Here is a 23,365-nt window from a genome sequence, read left to right as displayed (position 1 = left end):
ATGTATCGAATGTGCCTGTGCCAGCCGAGATCATGATTGGGTAGGACTCCGGATAATGAATGCAGGGTCGTTCGTATTGAGGGGCATCTTAGTCGAGGCGGTTTCAAGAACTGGAGTCTTATTGAGGGGATCTGGGGTCCCTTCACCTATGACGAGAAGATCACATTTGTCCTTCAATTCAACGACACGCTGTCTGACATTGTCGCCTCCTGATACTTGCTGGTAGACTCGATTAGAATCAACGCCTCTTTTGACAAGTTGGTCCGTGGCATTCGTGAGCGTCTCCTCACGGGTGTGGAATAGTATGACCGACGCGTCGACTGCAGCCAATAAATCAGCAACAAATGAAACGATTCGGTCAAACTCCGGTCCGTCTCCGAGCGCGACGAATAGTCGGTCAAGCGAATTCACTTCACCTGTGCTCAGAATCGCGTCACAGTCGTCCTGACGAGCGACACGGTCAATTGCCTTCTCCCGAGCGCTGCTGAACACGAGTCGTGTCTGAACAGGGATATCTGCGTTGTGAAATGGGCGAATGAGGTCAGTGAGCGTCTTACAAGTATCTGTTTCGAGCTGATTGCGTGCTGCTCCCGGCGGAGTCTGCTCTGGCAGTTTGTAATGTCCGAGTGCGACTACCTCTGTCGCTGTGAGCGCCTCAATGAGCACCGATGGGAATGCGTCAGCGTCGGGCAGATCGAATGTAATGAGAACTTTATAACTCATGATTATGCCTGCTCGTCCAATTAAAATGGTGGAAAGTCGATGTTTCATTCATCCAAAAGGAAAGGGAGTCGATTGTGATTCGTTGTTTTGAGTCGGACTCCCGTCCCCGCTGGTCAACAGCAATCGATTGCGGGTTTCTTTTCGTCATGATGATTTCATTTGTACGTGATTTTCTGGAATCAAAAATACTGTGGGTATATATTCTTCGTAAGATGTATCCATTGGTATTTTATTTATGATTAAAAAATGTAGTCGGTAGTCAAAACAAATCGATGTACTAACATTATCTCTGGTCATAAAATATAGTAATATTATGATTGTTAGGACACACACCGACAGAAAGGTAATTAAAATAATATTTTCGCATATCGACTTGACAGTCAGTGGAGATAGCCGGTTATCAACGCTAACGCTGGTATAATAATCTCCTGAATACACTACACCGAAGTATTGAGCCGTCGAATTCTTTCTTAGGAAGAATCGCGGGGACTGACAGCGCTCAGCGCTCAGCGCTTAGTGCGAATTCCATCTAGTTGGTGAATTGATTCAGACGATATACCGCATCTCTCCATGATATCGATTGAACTTGAGTGTAGTCGGAGTCGTTAGTGCGTTCACAATTAATCAGTGAACATGCGATAGGAGATGGGAGCCGAGAGCCGAGGATTTCGACGTGGTGGAGATTGTGACTCTTCAGAAGACAACGGATGATTGAGTATGTCGGTGTAAGTTCTCGAGTGTTCAACAGTGGTTGGCAATATGACCATGCGATGTGTGCTTGTCTGCAAAACCGTACTTACCAGAGTTGAAAACGGAAGTATATGCTCTGTTCTGTTCCAGTCAGTTTGAGTGACGAGACTTACACTGGCAATGACTGTGATATCGAAGACTGAGGGATGAACTTTGTCTGCTGATGCTGATGCTGTGTGACACCATGCGGTGACGTCCTCTGGCTGTGAGGTTTGTGTGTGTTCAAGAAGCTTACCTGATCTATTCACAGGAGAGATTCCGAGGAGTGGTACTCTGAATGTGAACCACAGCGGCGAGATCCTTCCGGGGTTAAGTACATGACATAGTTCATAAACGACTCATTCCACGCAGTCAACAGACAGCGTACGCAGCTTTTTTACTCTTATCAAGATAATGTCGGTACTGTGTCAGACGAGAGTCGTGAGAGGGATATAGATCGACGATCATTTGTAAAGCTCGCGGGTACAGCCACAGCAACTGCTGCTCTCGCCGGATGTGGCAGCAGTGGCGGAGGCGGAGGAGCTGAAGGGGGAGATGAGACGGCTGGTACGTCTCAATCAGGCGAGACAGCAGCAGACACCGACGAATCAACGACAGGGAGTAAGGAATTTCCTGTGACAATCACACAGGGTCAGATGCCCGACACACTGGATCCGCACGACCACCGAAACATTCCAGCGGACATCGTGATGCGACAGTGCTATGAAGGTGTTATATCCCGAAACCGGCAGGGACAAATCGTCTCGATGCTTGCGACAGAATGGCGACGCGTGGAGCCGGGTCGGGCTCGATTCAGCATCCGAGAAGGGCCAACATTCCAACAGACGGATAATCAACTAACGCCCGCGGACATTGCATATACAATAAATCGGATGGTTGATGATGATGTTGGATTCACGAGCCCACAAGCCGGACAGCTCGGTGGCGTTACTGGTGCAGAGGTCGTTGATGACGAGCGGGCTGTCGATGTCCTCTCGGACGGTCTCAATCCAATCGTGTTCGCTGAGTTTGCAATCTATTGTGATGTTGTCGAGCAAGCGTGGACAGAGGAGAACGAGTCATCATATGTCGCACAGAATATGAACGGGACAGGACCGTTCGAACTTGCTGAGTATGAGCAGAACGTGCAGGTGACATTTGACCGATATGATGAATACTGGCGCGAGCCTGCGGAAGTGACTCAACTCACATTCACATCTGCACAGCAAGCGAGTGCACGAGTGAATCAACTCATTGCCGGTGAGACTGATATTATTGTCAATGTACCACCCCAATCAGTCAACCGAGTTGATAGCAGTGAGAGCGTAAGTGTGAATGCAGTCGGCAGCACGCGAATTATTTACAATGGGATGCGAAGCAATGCTGAGCCATTTTCCTCGCTCTCATTCCGCCGGGCAATGAATTTTGCAGTCGATCTGGAGAGTATCATCACGGATGTACTCCAGGAATTTGGTGAGCAGACTGGTCAACCAACCTTACAACCGTTCTTTGGATACAACGACGACATTGAACCGTATGCACATGATCCTGCTGAGGCTGAACGACTTATTGAGGAAAGTGGACATGCAGGAGCGAGTCTGACCTTACATACACCAGTAGGACGATATCTCAAAGACCTCCAGATTGCACAGGCTGTTGCTGGAATGATTGATGATCTCTCGAATGTTTCCTGTGATGTCAAACAACGGGATTTCAACACTCTTGCCTCGGAACTCACTGATGGTGATATCACCACCGGACCGAAGTTCTATCTTATCGGATGGGGGAATGCAACATTCGATGCCTCACAAACAATTAATCCGACACTCACGAGCGATGGAGTATTGACTTCATTTAAAACTAATCAGCTTGATAGTCTTATTACTGAGGCAAACCAAACAGCCGAGAGCGAACAACGTGAGCAACTCCTTCAACAAGCGAATGCATTCAGTCACGAACAGGCGCCTTGGATTTTCCTGAATCGACAATTTGGTGTTTACGGCTCAACGAATCGGATTGACTGGCAGCCGAGGAATGATGAGCGGATCGATGCATACTCAATCAGTTCATCCGAATAAATGGGGTACTCACGCTTTCTCCTAAAGCGCGCGAGCCAGGGTGTCGTTGTCATTTGGGGAGTCGTGACTGTCGTGTTCACATTACGATATATTACACCTGGAAGCCCAGTGACATTCATTGCCCCACTCGACGCGTCACAAGCGCTCAGAGAGGAGATTGCGATGGAATACGGGCTCAACAGGCCGCTATACGTGCAGTATATTGAGTATGTAGTTGGATTACTCCCCCCGAATATCGATATGGGGCAGTCGTTTGCTGCTGGAACGAGTGTGAGTAGTCAGGTGTTTGCTGCACTCCCGCGTTCACTTGAGTTAGCCGTTGCAGCTACCATTGTTGCAGTTGCTTTGTCGATTCCACTCGGAGTGATCAGTGCAACGAACCGTCACGAGCCAACTGACTACGCAGCGACAACATTCTCGTTAGTTGGTATTTCAACGCCGAATTTCTGGCTCGGACTGATGTTGACGCTTTTGTTGGCAGTGCAATTTGATATCTTCCCAACAGGAGGAATGGCTCGGGTGAACGGCACTCCATTATTGCTTGTTGACGCGCTAAGATACCTTTTGAGCGGACGCCCACAGGTTATGCTTAGGTGGCTATCTCATATCACCCTCCCAGCTGTAACGCTCGGGACGTATTTTACAGCGCTTGTTACTCGACTCACTCGAAGTGGCATGTTAGATGAACTCGGCAAGCAATACATTACAGCACTTCGAGCAAAGGGAACGCCGGAGACATTGGTGCGTTTCAGGCATGCATTAAAAAATACGCTTGTGCCAATTGTGACCGTCCTTGGTCTCCAACTCGGGACGCTCATTGGCGGGGCAGTCATAACCGAGCGTGTATTTGCATGGCCTGGACTTGGAAGTCTCTTGATCGATGCTATCAACGCTCGACAATGGGTCATCCTCCAAGGATGTCTGGTCGTCGTCGGGGCTGGTTTTGTGATCGTTAATACAGTCGTTGATGCGATATATGCATACTTGAATCCGGAGGTAACAGTGTAATGCTTTCACCGCGGACATGGCAGAATCTGGTCGGAGAATTGCGTCAGAGTCCACTTGCCAAGCTTGGTGTCAGTCTATTTATTGTCATTCTTGGAATGGCTATTTTTGCACCATTCCTCGCGCCGCATAATCCAAATGTGCAGCATCTTGATCAGAAACTGTTACCCCCAGTGGGACTCAGTCGAGTGACGACAACAACAACAACACAGATGGTGAATGGGTCAGTCACGACGATAACTGAACGAACACAGATCAATGCAACGTGGACGTATCCACTGGGGACAGACCCACTGGGACGCGATATGCTCTCACGAGTACTCTACGGCGCACGGACTTCCATGCTTGTTGGCGTTCTCGGCACAGCACTAGCTACATTGATTGGAACACCAATTGGTCTCATAGCAGGATACTATGGTGGTCTTGTTGATGATACACTCATGCGTTTTGCAGATATTATGCTCGCATTTCCTTCCCTCGTGCTTGCAATATCACTTGTTGGACTATTCGGTCGGATTGCTGTCACGGTCCCTGATCCATGGGTCGTTTTCAATATCGCATCAGCGACAATGCCAGCGACATTCACACTTCCTGGGATGGTAATCCTGGTTATTGGACTGGTCAACTGGGTGTGGATTGCGCGTGTTGCTCGGGGCGAAGCGCTCTCGATTGTTGAAGCGGAGTATATCAAAGCTGCACGCAGTTATGGAACAAGTGATATTCGCATTATGACCCGGCACGTGCTTCCGAATGCGTTGACCCCAATTTTAATTCTCGCGACGATTCTTGTCGCCGCAAATATTCTCCTTGAGAGTTCACTTGCGTATCTTGGGTTCTCCGGTACCACGCTGTCGTGGGGATTCGATATCTCACAGGGGCAACAATATCTGGCAACCTCATGGTGGATCACAACGCTTCCTGGTGTTGGTATTGTCATTGCTGTGATAGGTGTGAATCTCATCGGTGACTGGCTCCGGGATGCACTTGACCCAGGCATTGAGGGTGAAAGCGAGGGAGGACTTTGAATTCATGAGTACTCACGATCTCCTTCGTGTTCGTAATGTTTCAACACGATTTTTGACCGAAACAGGACAGATCAATGCTGTCGAAGATATTTCCTTCACTGTTCGTGATGGCGAGACATTCGGGATTGTTGGTGAATCAGGGTCAGGTAAGTCGGTGACAGCCCACACAATCATGGGATTAATCGAGTCTCCCGGACGAATCACGAGTGGTGAAATTTGGTACCGTGATTCCGCATTAGCTGATGCGGTTGGGGTTGATGAGAGCAATGGTGCGTTTGTCAACCTCGTCGAGCTCGATGCAGAGACGCGACGAGCGCTTCGAGGACCATCTTTTGGTATGATCTTCCAGGACCCAATGTCAAGTATGGATCCCTCTGTGACTGTCGGTGAACAGATTGCACAAGCTGTCGAGGCACAACGCCGGGCTTCGACAAACCCACGGTCGGTCTCGGCGCGGACTCAACAGTATGGTCTCATGCGGTTTGTGGTTGACAGTCTGATTCCACATCGCGGGTATGTGAGCACGGAGAGTAAGCAGCGTGCAATCGAATTACTCGACATGGCTGGCATCCCTGACCCGACTGAGCGGGCTGAGGCTTATCCACATGAGTTCTCTGGTGGAATGCTTCAACGGGCAATGATTGCTCAAGCGCTGGCTGGTGAGCCGGATGTTCTCGTCGCGGATGAACCGACGACTGCACTTGATGTGACTATTCAGGCACAGATTCTTTCGTTATTATCAGAGATACAAGCGGAGACAGATATGAGTGTTATTCTCATTACACACAATCTTGGAGTCATAGCGCGAATGTGTGACCGAGTGGGCGTCATGTACGCTGGAGAGATTGTTGAACGGGGGTCACTTGCGGATATCTTCGAAGACGCAGTCCATCCATATACGAAAGGACTGCTCGGCAGTGTGCCGGATATTGATACTCCAGGCGCACGGCTCGAACCCGTTGCAGGCAGCGTCCCAAGTCTCGTTGATGAAGAGATGGGTGAACGATGTTACTTTGCGGATCGATGTCCCAAAGCGATGGAAGCCTGTCTTGATCCCCCTCCAGAGTTTGACGCTGACACAGGGACCGTAGTTGAACATGACACCGAAAATCGACATGGCGTGAAGTGTGTCTTAGCGCAGCGAGGATATGATCCCGACGCATCGGTATCGATATCCAACGCCAACTCTAACAGCGACAGCGACGGCGACGATTCCAAAAACATGAGCGCAGATAATACAGAAGGTACATTCAATTCAATCAAAAATATAATTAAGAGGATAAGTTCGGAGACAAACGCGAACGCAAACGCAGACGCGGACGCGAATCCGAATCCGAGTTCGAACACCCCAAGCGGAGAGGGTGAACCGTGAGTGAGGACACGTTGGTGAGTGTCGAGAATCTCAAAAAACATTATACGAGCACAAAGACACTCTCTGATAGATTATTTCGTCGTACATCACCACCAATCAAAGCTGTCGATGGGGTCAGTTTTGAGATTACAGCAGGTAAGACACTTGGGTTAGTCGGTGAGTCTGGATGTGGGAAATCGACCACTGGCGAAACGATCCTGGCGCTTCGTAGCCCGACCGGTGGAACGGTTAAATTCGATGGAAAAAAGATCGGTGACCTCTCTAATACAGAGGTCAAAAACTTCCGACGAAGAACAGGAATGGTCTTTCAGGACCCATTCGCAAGTCTAAATCCTCGAATGACTGCCGGTCAGATTATCAGAGAACCACTCAGTGTACACGATGTCGGCACTCAAGATGAACAGCGTGATCGGTCAAAAAGTCTGTTGAAACGGGTCGGGCTCTCAGCAGACCAGTATGATAGATATCCACATGAGTTCTCGGGTGGTCAGCAACAACGTATCGCGATTGCACGTGCACTCGCAGTCGAACCGGATTTTCTCGTACTTGATGAGCCGGTCTCAGCGCTTGATGTATCAGTGCAGGCGCAAATACTGAATCTCTTAGCTGATCTCCAGACTGATTTTGGACTGGCATATTTGTTTATCGCACATGACCTTTCCGTCGTGCGTTATGTGTCTGACCGTGTTGCGGTGATGTATCTTGGTAATATCGCGGAGATTGGTCCAACTGAGGCTATTTTTGAGCGCCCACAGCATCCATATACGAAGGCACTGTTAGAAAGTGTCCCGCGTGCACATCTCAGTGAGTCTGATCGTGAGATAACGACACTCGAAGATGATGTTCCCTCACCTCGTAATCCGCCGTCGGGCTGTCGATTTCGGACTCGCTGTCCCGTGGTGATTCCACCGACCGATATTGATATCGATCAAACTGCCTATCGCGAGGTAATGGATCTCCGAGAGCGGATTGAAGCTGGAACCCTCACAACTACCGACGTCGATAGCACAACATCAAACACAGCAGATGCGGGCACACCGAGCCAACAGAGTATGACAGCTAACTCAGTCTGGCCAGGTGAGATTAGCTCATCATTACATGGAGACAATGCAGCTGTGGTCAAGACCGCCCGTGCTGAACTTCGTGACGGTAATCGACAAGCAGCAATTGAAACACTTCGTGATCGATTTGAAACGGTATGCGAGCATGACCGTCCAGAACACTCAGATAAGACACATCACTCTGCTGCGTGTCATCTTCGTCACTGAGTGACTGCTTGTCTCTACCACAGTGATGTTGAGACACCTGCTGTGTCTGTTCTCAATCTAGCTGGGAGGGACAAAAGGTTTCTCTCCGTCATACTCACTCACTCTGGTCATTCTGTGAGGAATCGGAGGGTGATAGGCGCATCAAAGCTGTGAAGGAAAAAATAACCCTGGCTTGTCATATTGGAACTCGATACGTCTGTCATTTTCAAGCCGACGGAGATACGTTCTTACGCTACCCGTTTCTGCAGTATGTGTCTTGAGTGCTGAGATAGAATCATCTCCGAGGCGGTAGTACAGTGGGAATATGACCGCCACAGTTTCAGACTCTGCACGCATTACGCTCATTAAGAAGACCCCACCAGATGCCTCCGTTGAGAATAGTTCATAATCGGTGATAGTGATATCAGCGATCGTGTTCTCAAGTGTGGCGAACTCATCGTCAGGCAGAAGAACATCGAATCCCCAGAGGTTATTTGACTTCCCGGCGAGCGGGGTGATATGCCCCGGATGAAGCGCCAGTGATTTCCATCCGTCATTATCATACCGAGTCGCTGTTGTTTCAATGTCTGTAAGAATACTGTCCCAGTGATCACCGAAATCTTGAGAGGGGGCATCCACGCCAGGTGATTGATTCACCTTGTCGGTCATATATATTATTACGATGCCAGCCTCAAACACTCTCTTACTGCAGTGTAGTTCAGCTTAGATGGAAACCAGACTGACACTGAAATAACTGTAGCGGCGACTGTGGATGATATCTCACTCTTCAAGCCATGCAGATAACTGCATAATGTTCATTCTTGTCGAGACAGTAACTAAGCTCTGTGACAAAAGACACCCGGCGTGACCGTATTTGGCGCATTGCACTGACGACAGATGGTTTCACAAAGCAGTATATCGAAGATCAGGTCGATGCAAGCAGTCGGACTGTGCATGACGTACTGAAAACAATGGTGGATTATCGCTTTCTCAAGCAAAAAACACAGTACAGAAAGGTCGAACAGAGTTCGTCCGGTAGCACTAGTACTAGCACTAGCACAAAACAGGACGTAACGGTATACCATCCACTAGATATTCGTCCAACACCGCCTGAACCCGGTTTTGAGGATGATATATCCTCTGAGAATATATTTAGCAGTGGTGCAACGCTCGAAGCCAATGCAGATATGTTCACAGGTGTTGGTGAGAAACGACTTCGGAAACTCGAGATGGAGCGACTTGTCACACTGAACGACATTCTTGATGCCTCAATTAATGAGATAGCAGAGGTAGACGGGTTTGGCGAACAAACAGCGAAGACGCTGAAGATTACCACTATTGAGGCGGCTATCAATAAACTCGATATGTCAGAAGAAGATCTGCGTGGGCTGTCGGTGTCAGAATATGAGGACATGTTTAATCTTCGTGAGGAGTACGCAGAAGAATTGAAGCAGAACCTCAATTCAACTCTCCTGTGAATGGTGTATGACAGATTTGCATTTTACAGCCAATATAGAGAGCATCCAGACTCGTTTTCACGGAGATCATTCGTCGACACTGTCCACTCCAGATCACCAACCGGGCAATAATTATCGGATGGTAAGTTATCTCAAAGTCGATGACTTCGTTACTCAAACCACGGATTGGCTTTTCTCCGAGTTATTTGAGAGTGACGGCGTGAGCTGGCTGTTGATTCACATAGACGACGTGGCGAACATTCGGCTGTGTATCTCACAGGGAATATAGTAACCGAAGTATGTATCCACACATCTAAGATATTATCTCGTCATCTTGGGCAGGTCGAATTGGGTATTGTGCCGTGACCACCGCTGCCGTTGAAATACTGTATCTATGCATCGGATAACATCAGCTATTTCGGGTCAATCTTCGCAGCAAGGGTCTGTGTGACGATGTTACCGTCATTGATCACGAATGTGTCTGTTGCATACTCATAGACGTTTTCGTCAGTTTCAGCATTCCAAACAATATATGCGCAGTCGTCATCAACAACCTGTCTTTGTAAGTTGAATTCGACTGCTGTTTCAAACTCATCATACAATGTCTCAAATAATTCTCTGATCTCCGCAGTCCCGTGATACATCCCATCATGAGTGATGACAGTTGCGTCATCCGCATAATCTGACATCGTTGCCTCAACATCTCTCGCGGCGAATACTTCGAGATGATGCTCTAGCACGTCTTCGGTCGTACTCATACACTATATATAATGAATGATCAATATAAATTGTGTGCTATCGGTGCCAATGAATCATCTTGAGGTCATGTCCAAGTCTGGGGCATTCGATTGTATCTTGATACGTATTCTCTTTCAGTAACACAACAGAAGTTGTCTAATGGGACTCGGGTCCAACTCCATACGTGAGTAGTGTCCGAACTTATGAGCGACTATAAACACTGTAGCGGGTGTCTACGCGCCCACACGTAGAACTATGGGATAGTCTCAAAGCCGATTTTATTCGGGTTACCGCTGACAGTGGAGGATCATCACTCCATCAACAGATGTTGGGACTGTGAGCTTCGTTACTCGAATGTGAATCGGAACGCGCTATCGAGCGTTCCAAATGAAACGAACACGATGTCGAAAAGAAATAGTGGTCACATTACCACCGACTGGTGGTATCCAGAGATAGCTGATATTCTGAGGGGAACAGGAGAACACAAAGCACTTGCCACTGCTCTGTCCGAGAAACAAACGCCCGGTGGGGAGTAGGCGTCTGTCTCCATCGATGAGACGGAATGAGAGCTGGTTGACGCGACACCTCAAGCCAAATGTCAGGCAGACGCGTCAACCAGCACAAACTATGACACGACACTGCTACATCCCCGAGAGGGCTTTTTTGCCATAACTGACTCCAACAATCTGATTGTGGTTCGACAGCAATGGCTAGATCTCAGTACCCTCGCAGGATGTAGCAAGAGAGTTAAGAGATTGAGTTACAAAGTTGTTACGCAAGCCAGATATGAGATATATTCCACCGTGACACCGTCTGTCGACGATTAAACATCCATTTTGAGTGCCGTCTTGACCAGTCGGTGACACTCTGAGCAACGATTAGATCTAAGCCCACAGTCAGTTTATCTGGAACGTCTATGTGCGTGTTCCGCTTCAGATAAAAAAATCAAATTACCAACGACTGTTAGCTGAGGACGTGGGTCTTCTTTATGCCGGTTATCAGGACAGAACAGTACAGACGAAGAGTGAACCGCCTCGGGATCACATCAACCCCCTGGCATTCGTCGTGAACAGCTGGTAAAATGCCTCACAAGCCGAAACATTTAGACTATGAAATCATTTAAGTGAATGTATGAGTAGCGGACAAAATTCCGGTGGATTGATGTCCAGTGCAGGTCTTGTACGGTATTTCGACGCTGAAGATCGGAATTCAATACGGATTGACCCGAAGACAGTCGTTGCATTTGGTGTGCTCTTTGGGGTAGGTGTGCTTGTACTGAATGCACTTGCAATCTAGGTAGCAGCGTCTTGTATTTGAACGTCACAGAGATTCAGTCACGGCTTAAACCCATTGGATTTTTATAATTCTGTTATACGGGTTTGAACGGACATCTTTTGTCATTGTGAATCTATCGTATATGTATGATTCAAGCTGGTGTCGTCGCAGTACAGGGCGATGTCTCTGAACATGCGGCAGCTATCCGTCGTGCTGGAGAATCTCACAGCATATCCGTTGAGATTGTTGAAATTAGACAGTCCGGTGTTGTTCCTGATTGCGACGTTCTTTTGCTTCCTGGTGGCGAGTCAACAGCTATTTCACGGTTACTAGATCGGGAAGGAATTGATGCTGAAATTCAAGCTCACGTTGAAGCTGGAAAACCTGTTCTTGCCACATGCGCCGGATTGATTGTTGCTGCTCGCGACGCGAAGGATGATCGTGTTGAGACGCTTGATATTATTGATGTCACAGTTGATCGAAACGCCTTCGGTCGACAGATCGATAGTTTTGAAGCACCACTCGATGTTGACGGTCTTGATGAACCATTCCCAGCGGTCTTTATCCGCGCACCAGTTATCGACGCTGCCGGTGAGGACGCGACAGTGCTTGCACAGTGGGAGGACAATCCGGTTGCTGTCCAAGATGGTGCGGTCGTTGCCACTGCATTTCATCCGGAGTTGACACCGGACAGTCGAATTCATGATCTCGCGTTTTTTGCCAATCAAAACAACAATGTTGACACAGCAGTATCGATTGACTGATCAATCGAATCGTGATGGGCGTTGATCAGTTTCATGTAATGTGAACCCTTCCCCTAAGCGATCATATCTCTGTGTAATGCTTTTTTGAGCAATTGTTCATATGAAATTAAGACAAATACCATGCGGTTTGATGTCGAGGCGATTCAGATGTGTATCGGACGATTCTTTTTCATCTGATGAAAATAATAGCATATGACTGATGATGAATTGCCAAAGACGGTATTTGATGATCTCTTTTCAGTAATTGAATCTCGACGGGAAACGTTACCAGATGATTCATATACTGCATCACTGTTTACGCATGAGAAAGGAGAAAACGCTGCGCTCGAGAAATTAGGCGAAGAGGCAACCGAGACGATCCTTGCAGCAAAAGATAGTGATTCAGCAGCAATCCAGGCTGAAAGTGCGGATCTTATTTATCATCTTTTTGTCGTGCTCGCAATGGAAGAAATAACGCTTGATGACCTCGGGAGGAGCTGCATGGACGACTTTAAAAAGAATTGCTGTTAGTTTCGATATATGCCGTAAATGAGAATATATTCAATATTATACTAGTATCAAAATAAAATCGCGTTTGCTGGGAGAGAATCCGACATAGTAAAGATAACTCTCCTGATTGGGACTTGAGTGAGAATTCAATCCAACCGTGTCAGTCTCACTCCTCTCGATACAGTATGTGGCTTTTGTATCTGAAGAGCACAGCGGGATTTCAATAGGTTACTTGCCCTGTGCACTTTATTTGAAAAGCTGGGCATCATAATAGTATTAATCGAATGTCACACCAAGGTCATGAAGATCTTCATTTTGTTGTGCGACTGTAATCAAAAGTGGAGTCAGTGATTCAACTTCAGCGGCGTTTGCAACGCCTCCGGCATCAAGCGCCCGAAGACCATCAATATCTTCAGCAAGGTCGCCAATCGTTTCCTTTGCTGTTGTATCATCGCCTATTAGTAAGGTATCGATACCAAGATCCGCATCGAGATTGGCAAGTCGCCCCGCTGCAAGGTTGTGAAAGGCGCCGATAACAGGGACTGAGTCAGGTGCGGCATCGGCAACAAGTGCTGTGACACTTCCTGCACTTGGCGGGTGATAATGAAATCCATCCTCATCACGCTTTACACCTGCCGCTGGGGTGACAATGATATCATCGGATGATAATCTATCTGCGGCAACAGCAACTGTATCTGCGACATGATATGGGGGAACGCATAAGAAGACAATCTCTCCGCGATCGGCTGCCATTTCATTCTCAAATCCAGTAATTTTCGTATCAACGCCTTGTTCATTCAATTCGTCAGTATATGCTTCTGCTGCATCATGTGCTTTATCAGGATCACGAGAGCCAATGACAACATCGTGGTTTGTATGAAAGCCAAAACGGAGTGCAAGACCTTCGCCAATATCACCAGTTCCGCCAAGTAATGCAAGACGCATACTCATTCTGTGGTCGGAACTCTAAAAACCATTGTGTGACCGGGGAGGACTGCCGCTGCCAAAGGTCACCTATCTCAAGAAAATAGAAATAATTAGCTTCAGTTTGAAATAAGCATCATCCGAGATTACATTTCGTCTCTGTGCTGTGTGATCTATCGCTTTCCGAGCGCCTTCTCAAATGTCTGTTGTGCGCGTTCATACCCTTCATTTCTTCCGACAATTGGATCAGGATACTCTGGGGCAAACTGTGCACGGTCACCAGGCGACAATGTTGGCCACTCAATAATCTTCTCTGTTGGTGTATCACTCAATTCGGGAACATACTCACGCACAAAGTTTGCGCCATCGTCATATTTCGACAACTGGCTCACAGGGTCGAAGATTCGAACATCAACGGAATCAGTACCAGTTGATGCAATCCACTGCCAACTCCCGTGATTTGAAGCATAATCATGATCGATGAGTTGTTTGGTGAAGTACCGTGCGCCGCGACGCCAGTCAACGAGGAGATGCTTCGTTAAAAAGCTCGCTACCACTTGTCGCGGACGGTTGTGAATATAGCCTTCGCGATTGAGTTGCCGCATGCCAGCATCAACAAGCGGGTAGCCGGTTTGTCCTAGAGCCCATGATTTAAACGCCTCATCATCATCTCGCCACTGTATCTCGTTTGGAATCGATTTATAGTTCGAAACTGCGAGATCAGGGTTATAGTATAATAAGTGATAGTTTTGTTCGCGCCAGGAGAGTTCATATCTATACTTATCGGCATTACGGCGCTCATTTCCGTGTACAGCCTCATATACTGAACTTGCAGCGTCCCATACCTCTCGAATACCAATCATCCCACCAGAGAGATACGGTGACATTCGTGACACTGCTGTTGTTGGTTTCTCAGCAGCCTGTGCGAGGTCATCACGCGTATCATTATAATCATAAATACCTCGGTCACAGAACCGATCAAGGCGGTCTCGCGCAGCCTCATACCCCGAAGGTGGAAGATCGATCTCAACCGTTGGGACAGGGACAGTTTTGCTATCAGTAATATCGACAAGCGTCTCAGCCGGTGGTGAATTATATGCTGACCGTTTTGGAACATCTTCCCAATCATTGTGAAATTGACTATGATTTGGATATGATGCATCAAGCCGACCGGGATCAACAAGCACGTGATCTGTTCGAACGTCAAATGCAATCCCAGACTTATCAAGTTCACTTGCAACACGCTCGCGCCGAGACTGGCGTCCCGGTCGATAGTGCTGATTACAGTGTACACCATCGATGTCATACTCTTCAGCTAATGCTGGAATGATGTCGCCTGGATCGCCAGCACGAACGATAAGATCACTTTCGCGCTCACGATATGCTTCCTTGAGCTCACGAACCGCATGCATCCAAAATGCCTGTTGTCGCTCCCCAATGGCGTCAAATAAGTCTGAATCATATACATATACTGGTAGAACCGACTCAGAATCAGCCCGTGCTGCAGCGGCTAGCCCAGCATTATCTCGAAGCCGAGGGTCGCGCCGATGCCAAAATAAACGCATATGAATATTATGTACTGGAGTGAATAGTAGCCTTCGGCTGCCGATTGGATGGATTGTGGAGAGTATCTCTGAGTCTGAATATATGACAGTTGGCAACCCCCACTAATTTTTAGACCATCGGACATACTTTCAGATAGGATGTCATTCACATCAGATGCACGAAGTGCTGAACAGCGGGATGAGCCATTCTTACTCACCAGCGCTGTGATTGGAGTTATTGGCTGTTTACTCGCTGGTGTGACCCCATTGATTGGTGGTTCATCAACAGCATTTACCGGAAGTATCGTTTCAAGCAGTCTTCTCGGGCTTGTTTTTGCGGTTCAGAGTCTTCGGCTGCTTCGCCGAGATGGTGTCGTTGCGCTTGCTCCAGCAGTGCTAACAACGATCTTTGGAGGTTGGTTTATGGCTGCGCCATTGTTGTATGATGTTGGATTTATTGCAACAGCTGGCACGCAGTTCGCTGGGTTACTTCTCGCTGCGTTTGGACTATATCTGACGCTCGCACGCATTGCCCCAAGTCGGGGGTCATAATACTAACAAGAAGTATATTGAATTTCTCTCATCTTACGCATAGTAGTTATACCACAATACGCTCAACTGCACCCATCATTCAAGAGTCGTTCTGGAGTAAAATCCACTAATAATCGCCAAGTACACCAAGCCGTCGTGCTCGGCGTGTTGAGTAGTGAAAAACAACATAGCCGCCAAGGAGATATACAACTGCAATAGCGAATAACAGACTGATTTCAGTGATGCTAAATTCCCAGAGGCGTGTCCCATCAACCATCACTCGCTGGAGAAGCGCACTTCCGTGTGCTAACGGAAGTGCCCGAAGCCACGGAATTGAGAAAACAGGTGCTGAAACAAGAATAACAAATCCAAATTGAAGAAGTCCGAGCCACGTTCCAACTCGCTTATATAATACCGTGATTCCCCCAGCAGCAAAGCCAAGTCCGAGTACGGACGCAACACTTGCTCCTGCAACCACTATGACTGTTACCGGAGGAAATGCAAGTTTAGTTCCTGTCACTAGCAACATCCCAACAAGGATCACCGCCGATGTGAGAAATGTCCGAACAAGTTTGGCAACACCTTTGAGTAGCGCAACAGGCGCGAATCCGAATGGTGTGGTGACATGTCTCTCAAGTGTCCCCCATTGGACCTCGCTTCCGATATCATTCGATATCGATGCATACGCACCAGATGACAGTGTCCACAGAAAGTAACCGACAACAATACCCTCAATTGAATCAGCTAATGCTCGCCCAGCTAGCAGTTGTCCGCCATAAAATAACACAATAAAAAAGAATAAAGCAACTACAATTCCACCAACCGCGTTTGCCGGATACCGAATAAACAATAAGAACTCACGGAGAAGAACTGCTCGCGTGAGATGATAATACGTGGCTGGCTGTGGGTCTGATTGCTCTGTGTCGTCTTGATGTGCTGTAGAGAAGAGTTGAGAATCGGTCATATATCATGTTCTCGTGATCTGCCCATATCACTCTCAGAATGATTACTACGCTGAATGCTGTCAGTGGATATCTCAGTGCCTCCCGGTGATTTCGCTTCCTGTTGGTTTTTATTGACAGATGGATCACCCACTTTGGTATGTGATTCATCCACACTGCCTACCTGTGTTTGAGTGTCAGCTTGTGATTGAGTACTCGTCAACTCAATTAATGCTTCCTCAAGTCCGACTTCGATTGTCTGAATCTGCTCAATCTCTACATCCGCTCCCTCTAATATATTAAATAATCTATACAATGATACTTCTGAAATCTCAACTTCAATGTGAGGGTCAGAGTCACTATCGATAGTTGCATTGAGTGCTGTCTTTGTGATACGTTCACGAAGTCTTGACACAATGCGTGGAGTTAGATCATTGCTTTTGATCTGGAGTCGGTCACCTCCAACCGTTTCTACAAGTGTTTCAACATCGCTATCGGCAACAATACCCCCATCAGCCATCACGATAACACGGTCACAAACATCCTCAATGACTGCCATATCATGGCTACTGAGGATGACTGTCAGTCCATCTTCAATCGCGAGTCGACGCAATTCACTCCGGAGCGTACGAGATCCCTCAACATCTAATCCAAGCGTTGGTTCGTCAAGAAATAGAAGTTCGGCTCCCCCGGCGAGTACACTTGCGAGAGATACTTTCTGTTTCATACCGCGTGAGAGATCTCGTACCGGTGTATCTGCCCACATAGTGAGATCTAGCCGCTCAAGTAACCGTGCATGCCGAGTAGCGACAGAGTCCGGATTAATACCGCTGATTGTCGCAAAGTATCGAAGGTTTTCCTGTACAGTGAGTCGCCAATAATCGTTTCGAGCACCCTCAAGCATCGCATCAACATTCGCATACGCCGCTCGCCGCTCATTCTTGACATCGGTGCCGAGCACTCGAATTGTCCCTGTATCTGGAAGAACCGTTCCAAGAATAGATTTAATTAGTGTCGTTTTTCCTGCTCCATTTGGTCCAAGTAATCCAACAATTGAACCACGTTCAACACTGAAACTCACATCGTCAACTGCAGTGACAGCACTGTCTCCACTGCCAAATTGCTTACCTACACTATCGACAACGAGTGCCGGTGAGTTATCATCTTGATTTCTCTTGGTCATCGCCTCGAGCGATGTAACCGCACTGCGTCCCATTACAATCATTATATCCGTCGTACAGATAAACGACGCGTTAGTTCTGGTATACGGTTATTGTTTGAACTGACACTGGGGTATTTTCTGCATTGCATACAGACAATATATATGGATCTCGATCGGTTTGCCACGGATACGCCGTCTGATGACGCTCCTGGCGATGGGAGTGTCTGTGTTGTGGCGACACAACCAGATACATTTGAGCGCTGTCGCGATGGTCTCTATCCGTCGCCAAAATCATATGACAGAACCCGTCAGTCATTTGAATATCTTGCGTTCTACCGGACAGCACCAATTTCTGCAATCACACATTATGCACGTGTAACAGACCGAGTTGAACAACATCGTGGGACTGATGGCCCGATGACGGCTGAAGACTGGGAAACGCTCATTGACCCGTTTTCTACAGAACGCACTGTTATTGTATTTATCTGGGATGAGCTTGTTCCACTCGAATCTCCCGTCGAAAATGATGGGCATGGTGTCCGCGGTGCATGGTACTGCTCACTCCGTGATATTCGAGAAGCGGCGACATTATCAGCCCTGTCCGCCCGAGCAGAAACATAGCGAACTCAATGAAATCGAAACCGATTAATTGTCATATCGAATAGTATATATCAAGCCGAGGTAGCCTAGCCTGGTCAAGGCGGCAGATTCGAAATCTGCTGTCCGTTCGGACACGTGAGTTCAAATCTCACCCTCGGCGTTGCAAATATTCTCCTTAGCTTGGATATCAGTGTGACCAGATATGTGTCAAAAATGAAATAGGCACCATATTATATCATATCTGTCATATGTTCTCTCGCCTATTTGCGTGGATACCGCTGAAGAGATATATTGCCACTACACTAGAATATCAGTTTTTCAGGTGGTTTTAGACACCGGGGAATTCGCTTGTCTTGGACACGAGCGTCTTTGTGAGAGTCTGTGTCTGCGTCATTCTTGATCGGTTTCGGTGGTTCTGAGGTGAACGCCGGGGTCAAGCCCCGAGGTAGTCGCCTTGTACTGCCTATACAGACGACTTTCACATCAGCCCCGCGCCAGCGTTTTGAGACGCTAAACATAGGCGCTATTCCCAAACTCCTTGCAAGGAGACTTCATCATTAAGAGCTTCTTCACCGTCGATTTAATACTGATTTCGCATACAGATGTATATATTTATGATTAAATGTAACGGAGCTTGTTCACTGGAGCTTACGGCATTCACCCTCGGGGTCATATTAAAGCGCCAAGACACTCTGCCTGCTATCTCGGTGGATTCGCATTCATTCAACAGATTGGGTCATTGAGAGGGTATATTGCTCGGTTGTTGTATTCCTGTTATTATTGTCGTTCTCAGAGACTCCATCTGTCTCTGATGCGACAGCCATCTTGGGTTGAGTTCGTGGTTGCGATGAGAGCGACGATGGTGTGTATCGCCCAAGCAGATATGCATCAATATCAGATCTATCTGATGGATTTGCTGCTCGGATCCAAACTGTTGCCCTACCACATACTGCAAGCTTCGCAGCCCATTTTTCTGCATCTGCACGGGTATCGAATTGGTGACGACTTCCTTGATCGCGAATGATCTCCCCAACGGATCCATTCGTTCGCCGCGCAGATGGTTTGATATCAACAAGGAACGTGCTCACGGTAGATGTACAAGTATAAGAAGATGAATAACTAGTCGCTTATGATGAAAATTGATACGTCATTAGCTGGCTATCTTTAACAGCGAGAGAATCCCGCTGTTTACCGCGTGAAGGATGTCATCCCTACTTAATCATCAGCAAGACTCACATCATCAGCGTCAACATCGACGTCGGATTCAGAATTCGACGATGTACCACCGGTATCAACTGAGAGGAGTCGATCAAGCGCTTCAACCATTGCCTCAACGCTACATCGTGTGATATCAGAGTCAGATGTTGCAACAGAGACAGTCCGATCACCGCGCGACATTTCAACCTCAACTGTCACCATAGCGTCTGTTCCACCAGTGATCGCATCAACATGATATGAGTCTAATTGTGCATCTGCATCTGTGCCAAGTGCTGCTCGAACTGCTTCAACAGCAGCATCAACCGGACCACTTCCAGTCCCGGACGCAACGCGCTCATTCTCACCAACACGAAGTCGAATTGATGCCGTTGGTGTTCCTCCGCCAGATGCTGCTGTTAAATCAAGAAGCTCAACATGACGGTCTCGCTCGCGCCCTTGGACTTCCTCAGCAATCGTGAGTAGATCAGCATCAGTCACACGCTTATCACGGTCTCCAAGCTCTTTGACACGGTCGACGATGGCTGTGACCTCATCTTCGGACACGTCAATGCGATGTTCATCGAGTGCTGCTTGAACACCTGCGCGCCCAGCGTGTTTCCCGAGAACAAGCCGCCGCTCACGACCAACAGATGACGGTGAATACGGCTCGTACATCGTCTTATCTTTCAGTGTTCCATCCGTATGGATCCCACTTTCATGCGTGAACGCATTTTCACCAATAACCGCTTTATTTGGCGGTAGGGGTATATTAGTCGCTTGTGAGACGGTCTGCGCAAGAGAGTACAACTGATCAAGCGTTGCTGTCTCGATATCGTAACCATGTGCGAGTGCAATTGCGACTTCTTCCAGTGCAACGTTTCCAGCCCGTTCACCAATCCCATTGACTGTACCGTGGACAAGGTCAGCCCCAGCAGCAAGACTGACCCATACATTTGTCATTGCAAGTCCAAGATCATCATGCGTATGTGTTGAGACTGGACCAAGCGCTGCAAGTCGTGACACATACTCATACGTCGTCTCGGGATTAGCGTGTCCAACCGTATCAGCATAACATGACCGGTCGGCACCAGCATCGAGTGCTTCTCGCATCAATCTCTCAAGGAACTCGATATCAGCCCGTGAACCATCCTCACCAATGACTTCAACCCAGAGGTCATGATCTTTGGCATATTCAACCAGCTCAGCGGTCGTTGTGACTACCTCTGATCGTGTTGATCCAACCTTTGTTTCGATATGTTGGTCGCTCGCAGGAACAACGATCGTTACTCCATCAACGCCGCAATCAACTGCGAGTTCAATATCGGATTTGACACCACGAGCGAAACTTGTAACGGTTGCATCAAGATCAAGCCCTGTTACCTGTCGGATTGTCTCTCGCTCACCTTCACCGGTACAGGCGCTGCCAGCCTCAATAAACTCAATCCCAGAGCGGTCAAGTTCACGAGCGATTTCGGCTTTTTCATCGGGATCAAGCGATATACCAGGTGCTTGTTCACCATCTCGAAGTGTTGTATCGAGGAGCTGTACCGTACCGTCAGAATCCAAAGCGGATGCAAGGGGTATGCCGGGGTTACCCCCGAATAAATCGACCACGAGTCATATACTCATATGACTGGTATTTTTGAATGTATATAAACTATCTGTTTTTCGATAATACTCACCTAACAATCCGATAACGTATGCACAAACTCAGATTCTCTGCACTGAGCAGCAGTCGAACACAATCGAGGGATTTTAATGACCCAATGCCGAGAACGTTTAGCAGTATAATCGAGGCGCACACGCGTTTTAATCATCTGCAACAATCCGAACGGTATCGCCAGTGCTAATAGCACCAGCAACTCCGGATGGAAGTTCGATGACTGTATCTCCCTCCGCAGTCCCAATCCCATACCATGCAGAAAGCCGTGTGCATTTTTTAACGATATCATCTTTGAGCCATAGGACGTCAATATCGCTGTAAACAAACAGCATATGTATCGTTCGTTGAGTGACGCGATCGAATTGAAATACGAGTGCAGACCCAACGGAGAAATCTCGGCGGAACATCAATCCACGAATATGTGTACACCAGGTTGCTGCAATTTCGATATCTGTCGCGAGTGTGTCTACAGAACTATCAGTATGAGAGATATGTTTAAGATACATAATATGTTATCAGATACAGTATGAATAAATCTGCTTATAGACACGTGTCTTTAGACATAACAGCGTGATATTACTATTATTCCAGCGGTCGACATATCACATGCGGATTGTATCGATTACTGAGAATCGAGGAGAAAGTCTCGCGCGTTAGCGCCGGAAGGACGTCAGGGCAAGTGATTATACGCTGGTGTATGTAATTTCGATCGTCATTTCAATTATGTATTGACGATACATTGATTTAATTGGCGAATAAGAAATAATTGGACTGAATAATAGAATTATTAGTGTAAGGAAATATCAGCAATTTATTAAATAGTTATTCATCAGTATGATGATAGAATCTCAATATAATGTATAAGACACCAGATGGGACATCTGTCGGTGTTGATGATCCGTATGACCATGCCGATATCTGCGATCATCTGACAGACGATGGCCGATGTCGACTCGCTCTCTCACAGGGTGATAATCATCCTGAATTTGCGACAGACCGACGGGAGGATAATTACGCTTGTCTTGCTCACACATATGAGGAAAAAAACAAAATAACGTCCACAGGCTCCAGTGATGTATCATCATCTGCAGAGCCGTCTATTCCTGTAAGCGCCTTTCGTGAGTGTCCGCATTACCGGTCAACGACCGCTAAGCATGCCTGTGTTCGCTGTGGGCTCGAAGATGTTCGTATCGCGCACGATACGGACGCACAATCGCTTCTTGAAGAGCATCACCTTTCATACAGAGACAATACTACTCAGGGTTCGGGTATCTCAGACACCAGTGAGGGCACCGATGAAACCACACAGAACAATTCGGAATCACAAATAACCTGTAGTCATGAAATAACAGTCGCATTGTGCCGATGGTGTCATTCCAAAGTCCACCAATCGATTGCTCGGTTAGAAGATGATGTGTCACCGGATCCTGAGGCGTTCGCCACTCGGGAACAGCGCCGTGCGCGTGAACAACAAGAACTTGGCTTCTCTCCTGCCAGTGAAAAAAATAATGACTGATCTTTGACAGCGGTTCATGATTAATAATACCTGTACATTACCGGTTATATGCTGAGCAGGCGCAATACCACGGCCTTTAGTGATTCAACAAACTTCTGGGTGAGCTGATTCACTAATTCGATACGAGAGAACTACTCTGACCGGTGCATGTCTAGTTAACCACCCAGTTCTTCTGTGAACTACTACACGCGGAGGAGGATGTCAATTATTCACGTTATATTGAACCACCGCTGAGGTAGATTCATATGCTATTGGCTTATTATCTATGAGTTGTTGAGAATACGACTTTTTAGTTGGTTTGAAGCACAAAATAAATCTATTCCGAATATAGTCACAAACTGTATGATAAAAATAAATAATTCTATATTTTCAACAGCTGTGTTAT

At 47.4% G+C, this 23,365-nt stretch carries 23 protein-coding genes and 1 tRNA gene; 14 read left to right on the top strand and 10 right to left on the bottom strand.

The window, feature by feature from the left end; all coding sequences use genetic code 11:
- Window positions 1-30 precede the first annotated feature (30 nt).
- Window positions 31-723 carry a hypothetical protein gene (locus HQRW_RS01635; protein WP_014555200.1) on the bottom strand — a complete coding sequence of 231 codons (693 nt, stop codon included), beginning with the start codon at window positions 721-723 and terminating at the stop codon, window positions 31-33.
- 1,154 nt (window positions 724-1,877) lie between these two features.
- Between HQRW_RS01635 and HQRW_RS01625 the strand changes: the two genes are divergently transcribed.
- From HQRW_RS01625 to HQRW_RS01605, 5 genes are read left to right on the top strand one after another with little or no spacing between them, the layout of a single operon-like run.
- Window positions 1,878-3,530 carry an ABC transporter substrate-binding protein gene (locus tag HQRW_RS01625; protein ID WP_014555198.1) on the top strand — a complete coding sequence of 551 codons (1,653 nt, stop codon included), beginning with the start codon at window positions 1,878-1,880 and terminating at the stop codon, window positions 3,528-3,530.
- Complete coding sequence (locus HQRW_RS01620; RefSeq protein ID WP_014555197.1) at window positions 3,531-4,538, top strand: ABC transporter permease; 1,008 nt, start codon at window positions 3,531-3,533, stop codon at window positions 4,536-4,538. It abuts the gene before it with no gap.
- Window positions 4,538-5,560, top strand: a complete 1,023-nt coding sequence (locus tag HQRW_RS01615; protein WP_014555196.1) for an ABC transporter permease — start codon at window positions 4,538-4,540, stop codon at window positions 5,558-5,560. Before HQRW_RS01620 ends, HQRW_RS01615 begins: the two co-directional genes overlap by 1 nt.
- Before the next feature lie 4 nt (window positions 5,561-5,564).
- Window positions 5,565-6,932: an ABC transporter ATP-binding protein gene (locus HQRW_RS01610; RefSeq protein ID WP_014555195.1), complete on the top strand. Its 1,368-nt coding sequence runs from the start codon at window positions 5,565-5,567 to the stop codon at window positions 6,930-6,932.
- Complete coding sequence (locus HQRW_RS01605; protein ID WP_014555194.1) at window positions 6,929-8,200, top strand: ABC transporter ATP-binding protein; 1,272 nt, start codon at window positions 6,929-6,931, stop codon at window positions 8,198-8,200. The genes HQRW_RS01610 and HQRW_RS01605 overlap by 4 nt, the downstream gene beginning before the upstream one ends.
- 141 nt (window positions 8,201-8,341) lie before the next feature.
- On the opposite strand, the gene HQRW_RS01600 is transcribed toward HQRW_RS01605, so the two are convergent.
- Window positions 8,342-8,848 (bottom strand): DUF7529 family protein, encoded by a 507-nt coding sequence (locus tag HQRW_RS01600; RefSeq protein ID WP_014555193.1) that lies wholly within the window; start codon window positions 8,846-8,848, stop codon window positions 8,342-8,344.
- A gap of 176 nt (window positions 8,849-9,024) precedes the next feature.
- On the opposite strand from HQRW_RS01600, the gene HQRW_RS01595 reads away from it, so the two are divergent.
- Window positions 9,025-9,657, top strand: coding sequence for a hypothetical protein (locus HQRW_RS01595; RefSeq protein WP_014555192.1), 633 nt, complete (start codon window positions 9,025-9,027; stop codon window positions 9,655-9,657).
- Window positions 9,658-10,049: 392 nt separating this feature from the next.
- Here the strand turns inward: HQRW_RS01595 and HQRW_RS01585 are convergent, their stop codons facing one another.
- On the bottom strand, window positions 10,050-10,394 hold the full coding sequence (locus HQRW_RS01585) for a nuclear transport factor 2 family protein (protein ID WP_014555191.1): 345 nt from the start codon (window positions 10,392-10,394) through the stop codon (window positions 10,050-10,052).
- Window positions 10,395-10,730: 336 nt separating this feature from the next.
- Between HQRW_RS01585 and HQRW_RS15340 the strand changes: the two genes are divergently transcribed.
- The 4 genes from HQRW_RS15340 to hisE all read left to right on the top strand — a co-directional run bounded on the left by HQRW_RS15340 (window position 10,731) and on the right by hisE (window position 12,923).
- Window positions 10,731-10,910, top strand: coding sequence for a hypothetical protein (locus HQRW_RS15340; protein WP_149031505.1), 180 nt, complete (start codon window positions 10,731-10,733; stop codon window positions 10,908-10,910).
- 595 nt (window positions 10,911-11,505) lie between these two features.
- Window positions 11,506-11,670 (top strand): preprotein translocase subunit Sec61beta, encoded by a 165-nt coding sequence (locus HQRW_RS01580; protein ID WP_014555190.1) that lies wholly within the window; start codon window positions 11,506-11,508, stop codon window positions 11,668-11,670.
- A gap of 125 nt (window positions 11,671-11,795) precedes the next feature.
- Window positions 11,796-12,413, top strand: a complete 618-nt coding sequence (gene pdxT / locus HQRW_RS01575; protein ID WP_014555189.1) for a pyridoxal 5'-phosphate synthase glutaminase subunit PdxT — start codon at window positions 11,796-11,798, stop codon at window positions 12,411-12,413.
- 192 nt (window positions 12,414-12,605) lie between these two features.
- On the top strand, window positions 12,606-12,923 hold the full coding sequence (gene hisE, locus HQRW_RS01570; protein WP_014555188.1) for a phosphoribosyl-ATP diphosphatase: 318 nt from the start codon (window positions 12,606-12,608) through the stop codon (window positions 12,921-12,923).
- 255 nt (window positions 12,924-13,178) lie between these two features.
- Here the strand turns inward: hisE and npdG are convergent, their stop codons facing one another.
- On the bottom strand, window positions 13,179-13,847 hold the full coding sequence (gene npdG / locus HQRW_RS01565) for an NADPH-dependent F420 reductase (protein WP_014555187.1): 669 nt from the start codon (window positions 13,845-13,847) through the stop codon (window positions 13,179-13,181).
- A gap of 152 nt (window positions 13,848-13,999) precedes the next feature.
- Window positions 14,000-15,391: a cryptochrome/photolyase family protein gene (locus HQRW_RS01560; protein ID WP_014555186.1), complete on the bottom strand. Its 1,392-nt coding sequence runs from the start codon at window positions 15,389-15,391 to the stop codon at window positions 14,000-14,002.
- A 138-nt stretch (window positions 15,392-15,529) separates the two neighbouring features.
- On the opposite strand from HQRW_RS01560, the gene HQRW_RS01555 reads away from it, so the two are divergent.
- Window positions 15,530-15,922, top strand: a complete 393-nt coding sequence (locus HQRW_RS01555) for a hypothetical protein (protein WP_014555185.1) — start codon at window positions 15,530-15,532, stop codon at window positions 15,920-15,922.
- 106 nt (window positions 15,923-16,028) lie between these two features.
- Here HQRW_RS01555 and HQRW_RS01550 read toward each other — a convergent pair whose 3' ends face one another.
- On the bottom strand, window positions 16,029-16,865 hold the full coding sequence (locus tag HQRW_RS01550) for an ABC transporter permease (protein ID WP_014555184.1): 837 nt from the start codon (window positions 16,863-16,865) through the stop codon (window positions 16,029-16,031).
- Window positions 16,862-18,058, bottom strand: coding sequence for an ABC transporter ATP-binding protein (locus HQRW_RS01545; protein WP_394324570.1), 1,197 nt, complete (start codon window positions 18,056-18,058; stop codon window positions 16,862-16,864). Before HQRW_RS01545 ends, HQRW_RS01550 begins: the two co-directional genes overlap by 4 nt.
- Window positions 18,059-18,166: 108 nt before the next feature.
- Here HQRW_RS01545 and HQRW_RS01540 point away from each other — a divergent pair, with 108 nt between their 5' ends.
- Together HQRW_RS01540 and HQRW_RS01535 are read left to right on the top strand one after the other, a co-directional pair.
- Complete coding sequence (locus HQRW_RS01540; protein ID WP_014555182.1) at window positions 18,167-18,625, top strand: hypothetical protein; 459 nt, start codon at window positions 18,167-18,169, stop codon at window positions 18,623-18,625.
- Window positions 18,626-18,679: 54 nt separating this feature from the next.
- Window positions 18,680-18,764, top strand: a tRNA-Ser gene (locus HQRW_RS01535).
- 559 nt (window positions 18,765-19,323) lie between these two features.
- Here the strand turns inward: HQRW_RS01535 and HQRW_RS01530 are convergent.
- From HQRW_RS01530 to HQRW_RS01520, 3 genes are all read right to left on the bottom strand, one after another.
- Entirely contained in the window at window positions 19,324-19,692 is a 369-nt protein-coding gene (locus tag HQRW_RS01530) for a hypothetical protein (protein WP_014555181.1), read from the bottom strand.
- 127 nt (window positions 19,693-19,819) lie between these two features.
- Window positions 19,820-21,367: a (R)-citramalate synthase gene (locus HQRW_RS01525; RefSeq protein WP_231852382.1), complete on the bottom strand. Its 1,548-nt coding sequence runs from the start codon at window positions 21,365-21,367 to the stop codon at window positions 19,820-19,822.
- A gap of 243 nt (window positions 21,368-21,610) precedes the next feature.
- The gene (locus tag HQRW_RS01520; protein WP_014555179.1) at window positions 21,611-21,970 is read right to left on the bottom strand and encodes a DUF192 domain-containing protein; all 360 of its coding nucleotides are present in this window, start codon (window positions 21,968-21,970) and stop codon (window positions 21,611-21,613) included.
- Window positions 21,971-22,320: 350 nt separating this feature from the next.
- On the opposite strand from HQRW_RS01520, the gene HQRW_RS01515 reads away from it, so the two are divergent.
- Window positions 22,321-22,980: a DUF7097 family protein gene (locus HQRW_RS01515; RefSeq protein ID WP_014555178.1), complete on the top strand. Its 660-nt coding sequence runs from the start codon at window positions 22,321-22,323 to the stop codon at window positions 22,978-22,980.
- Window positions 22,981-23,365 lie beyond the last annotated feature (385 nt).

The organism is Haloquadratum walsbyi C23, assembly GCF_000237865.1.
GTDB lineage: Archaea > Halobacteriota > Halobacteria > Halobacteriales > Haloferacaceae > Haloquadratum > Haloquadratum walsbyi.
Note: the sequence above shows the minus strand (reverse complement) of the source record. Positions and strands in the feature narration are given on the sequence as shown.

What these genes read in the sequence shown, in the direction of transcription:
- HQRW_RS01635 (WP_014555200.1), bottom strand. Translation starts at nt 723, where the DNA reads ATGAGTTATAAAGTTCTCATTACATTCGATCTGCCCGACGCTGACGCA.
- HQRW_RS01555 (WP_014555185.1), top strand. Translation starts at nt 15,530, where the DNA reads ATGTCATTCACATCAGATGCACGAAGTGCTGAACAGCGGGATGAGCCA.
- HQRW_RS01560 (WP_014555186.1), bottom strand. Translation starts at nt 15,391, where the DNA reads ATGCGTTTATTTTGGCATCGGCGCGACCCTCGGCTTCGAGATAATGCT.
- HQRW_RS01610 (WP_014555195.1), top strand. Translation starts at nt 5,565, where the DNA reads ATGAGTACTCACGATCTCCTTCGTGTTCGTAATGTTTCAACACGATTT.
- hisE (WP_014555188.1), top strand. Translation starts at nt 12,606, where the DNA reads ATGACTGATGATGAATTGCCAAAGACGGTATTTGATGATCTCTTTTCA.
- HQRW_RS01520 (WP_014555179.1), bottom strand. Translation starts at nt 21,970, where the DNA reads ATGTATCTTAAACATATCTCTCATACTGATAGTTCTGTAGACACACTC.
- HQRW_RS01580 (WP_014555190.1), top strand. Translation starts at nt 11,506, where the DNA reads ATGAGTAGCGGACAAAATTCCGGTGGATTGATGTCCAGTGCAGGTCTT.
- HQRW_RS01600 (WP_014555193.1), bottom strand. Translation starts at nt 8,848, where the DNA reads ATGACCGACAAGGTGAATCAATCACCTGGCGTGGATGCCCCCTCTCAA.
- HQRW_RS01620 (WP_014555197.1), top strand. Translation starts at nt 3,531, where the DNA reads ATGGGGTACTCACGCTTTCTCCTAAAGCGCGCGAGCCAGGGTGTCGTT.
- pdxT (WP_014555189.1), top strand. Translation starts at nt 11,796, where the DNA reads ATGATTCAAGCTGGTGTCGTCGCAGTACAGGGCGATGTCTCTGAACAT.
- HQRW_RS01585 (WP_014555191.1), bottom strand. Translation starts at nt 10,394, where the DNA reads ATGAGTACGACCGAAGACGTGCTAGAGCATCATCTCGAAGTATTCGCC.
- HQRW_RS01540 (WP_014555182.1), top strand. Translation starts at nt 18,167, where the DNA reads ATGGATCTCGATCGGTTTGCCACGGATACGCCGTCTGATGACGCTCCT.
- HQRW_RS01615 (WP_014555196.1), top strand. Translation starts at nt 4,538, where the DNA reads ATGCTTTCACCGCGGACATGGCAGAATCTGGTCGGAGAATTGCGTCAG.
- HQRW_RS01515 (WP_014555178.1), top strand. Translation starts at nt 22,321, where the DNA reads ATGTATAAGACACCAGATGGGACATCTGTCGGTGTTGATGATCCGTAT.
- HQRW_RS01545 (WP_394324570.1), bottom strand. Translation starts at nt 18,058, where the DNA reads ATGGGACGCAGTGCGGTTACATCGCTCGAGGCGATGACCAAGAGAAAT.
- npdG (WP_014555187.1), bottom strand. Translation starts at nt 13,847, where the DNA reads ATGCGTCTTGCATTACTTGGCGGAACTGGTGATATTGGCGAAGGTCTT.
- HQRW_RS01550 (WP_014555184.1), bottom strand. Translation starts at nt 16,865, where the DNA reads ATGACCGATTCTCAACTCTTCTCTACAGCACATCAAGACGACACAGAG.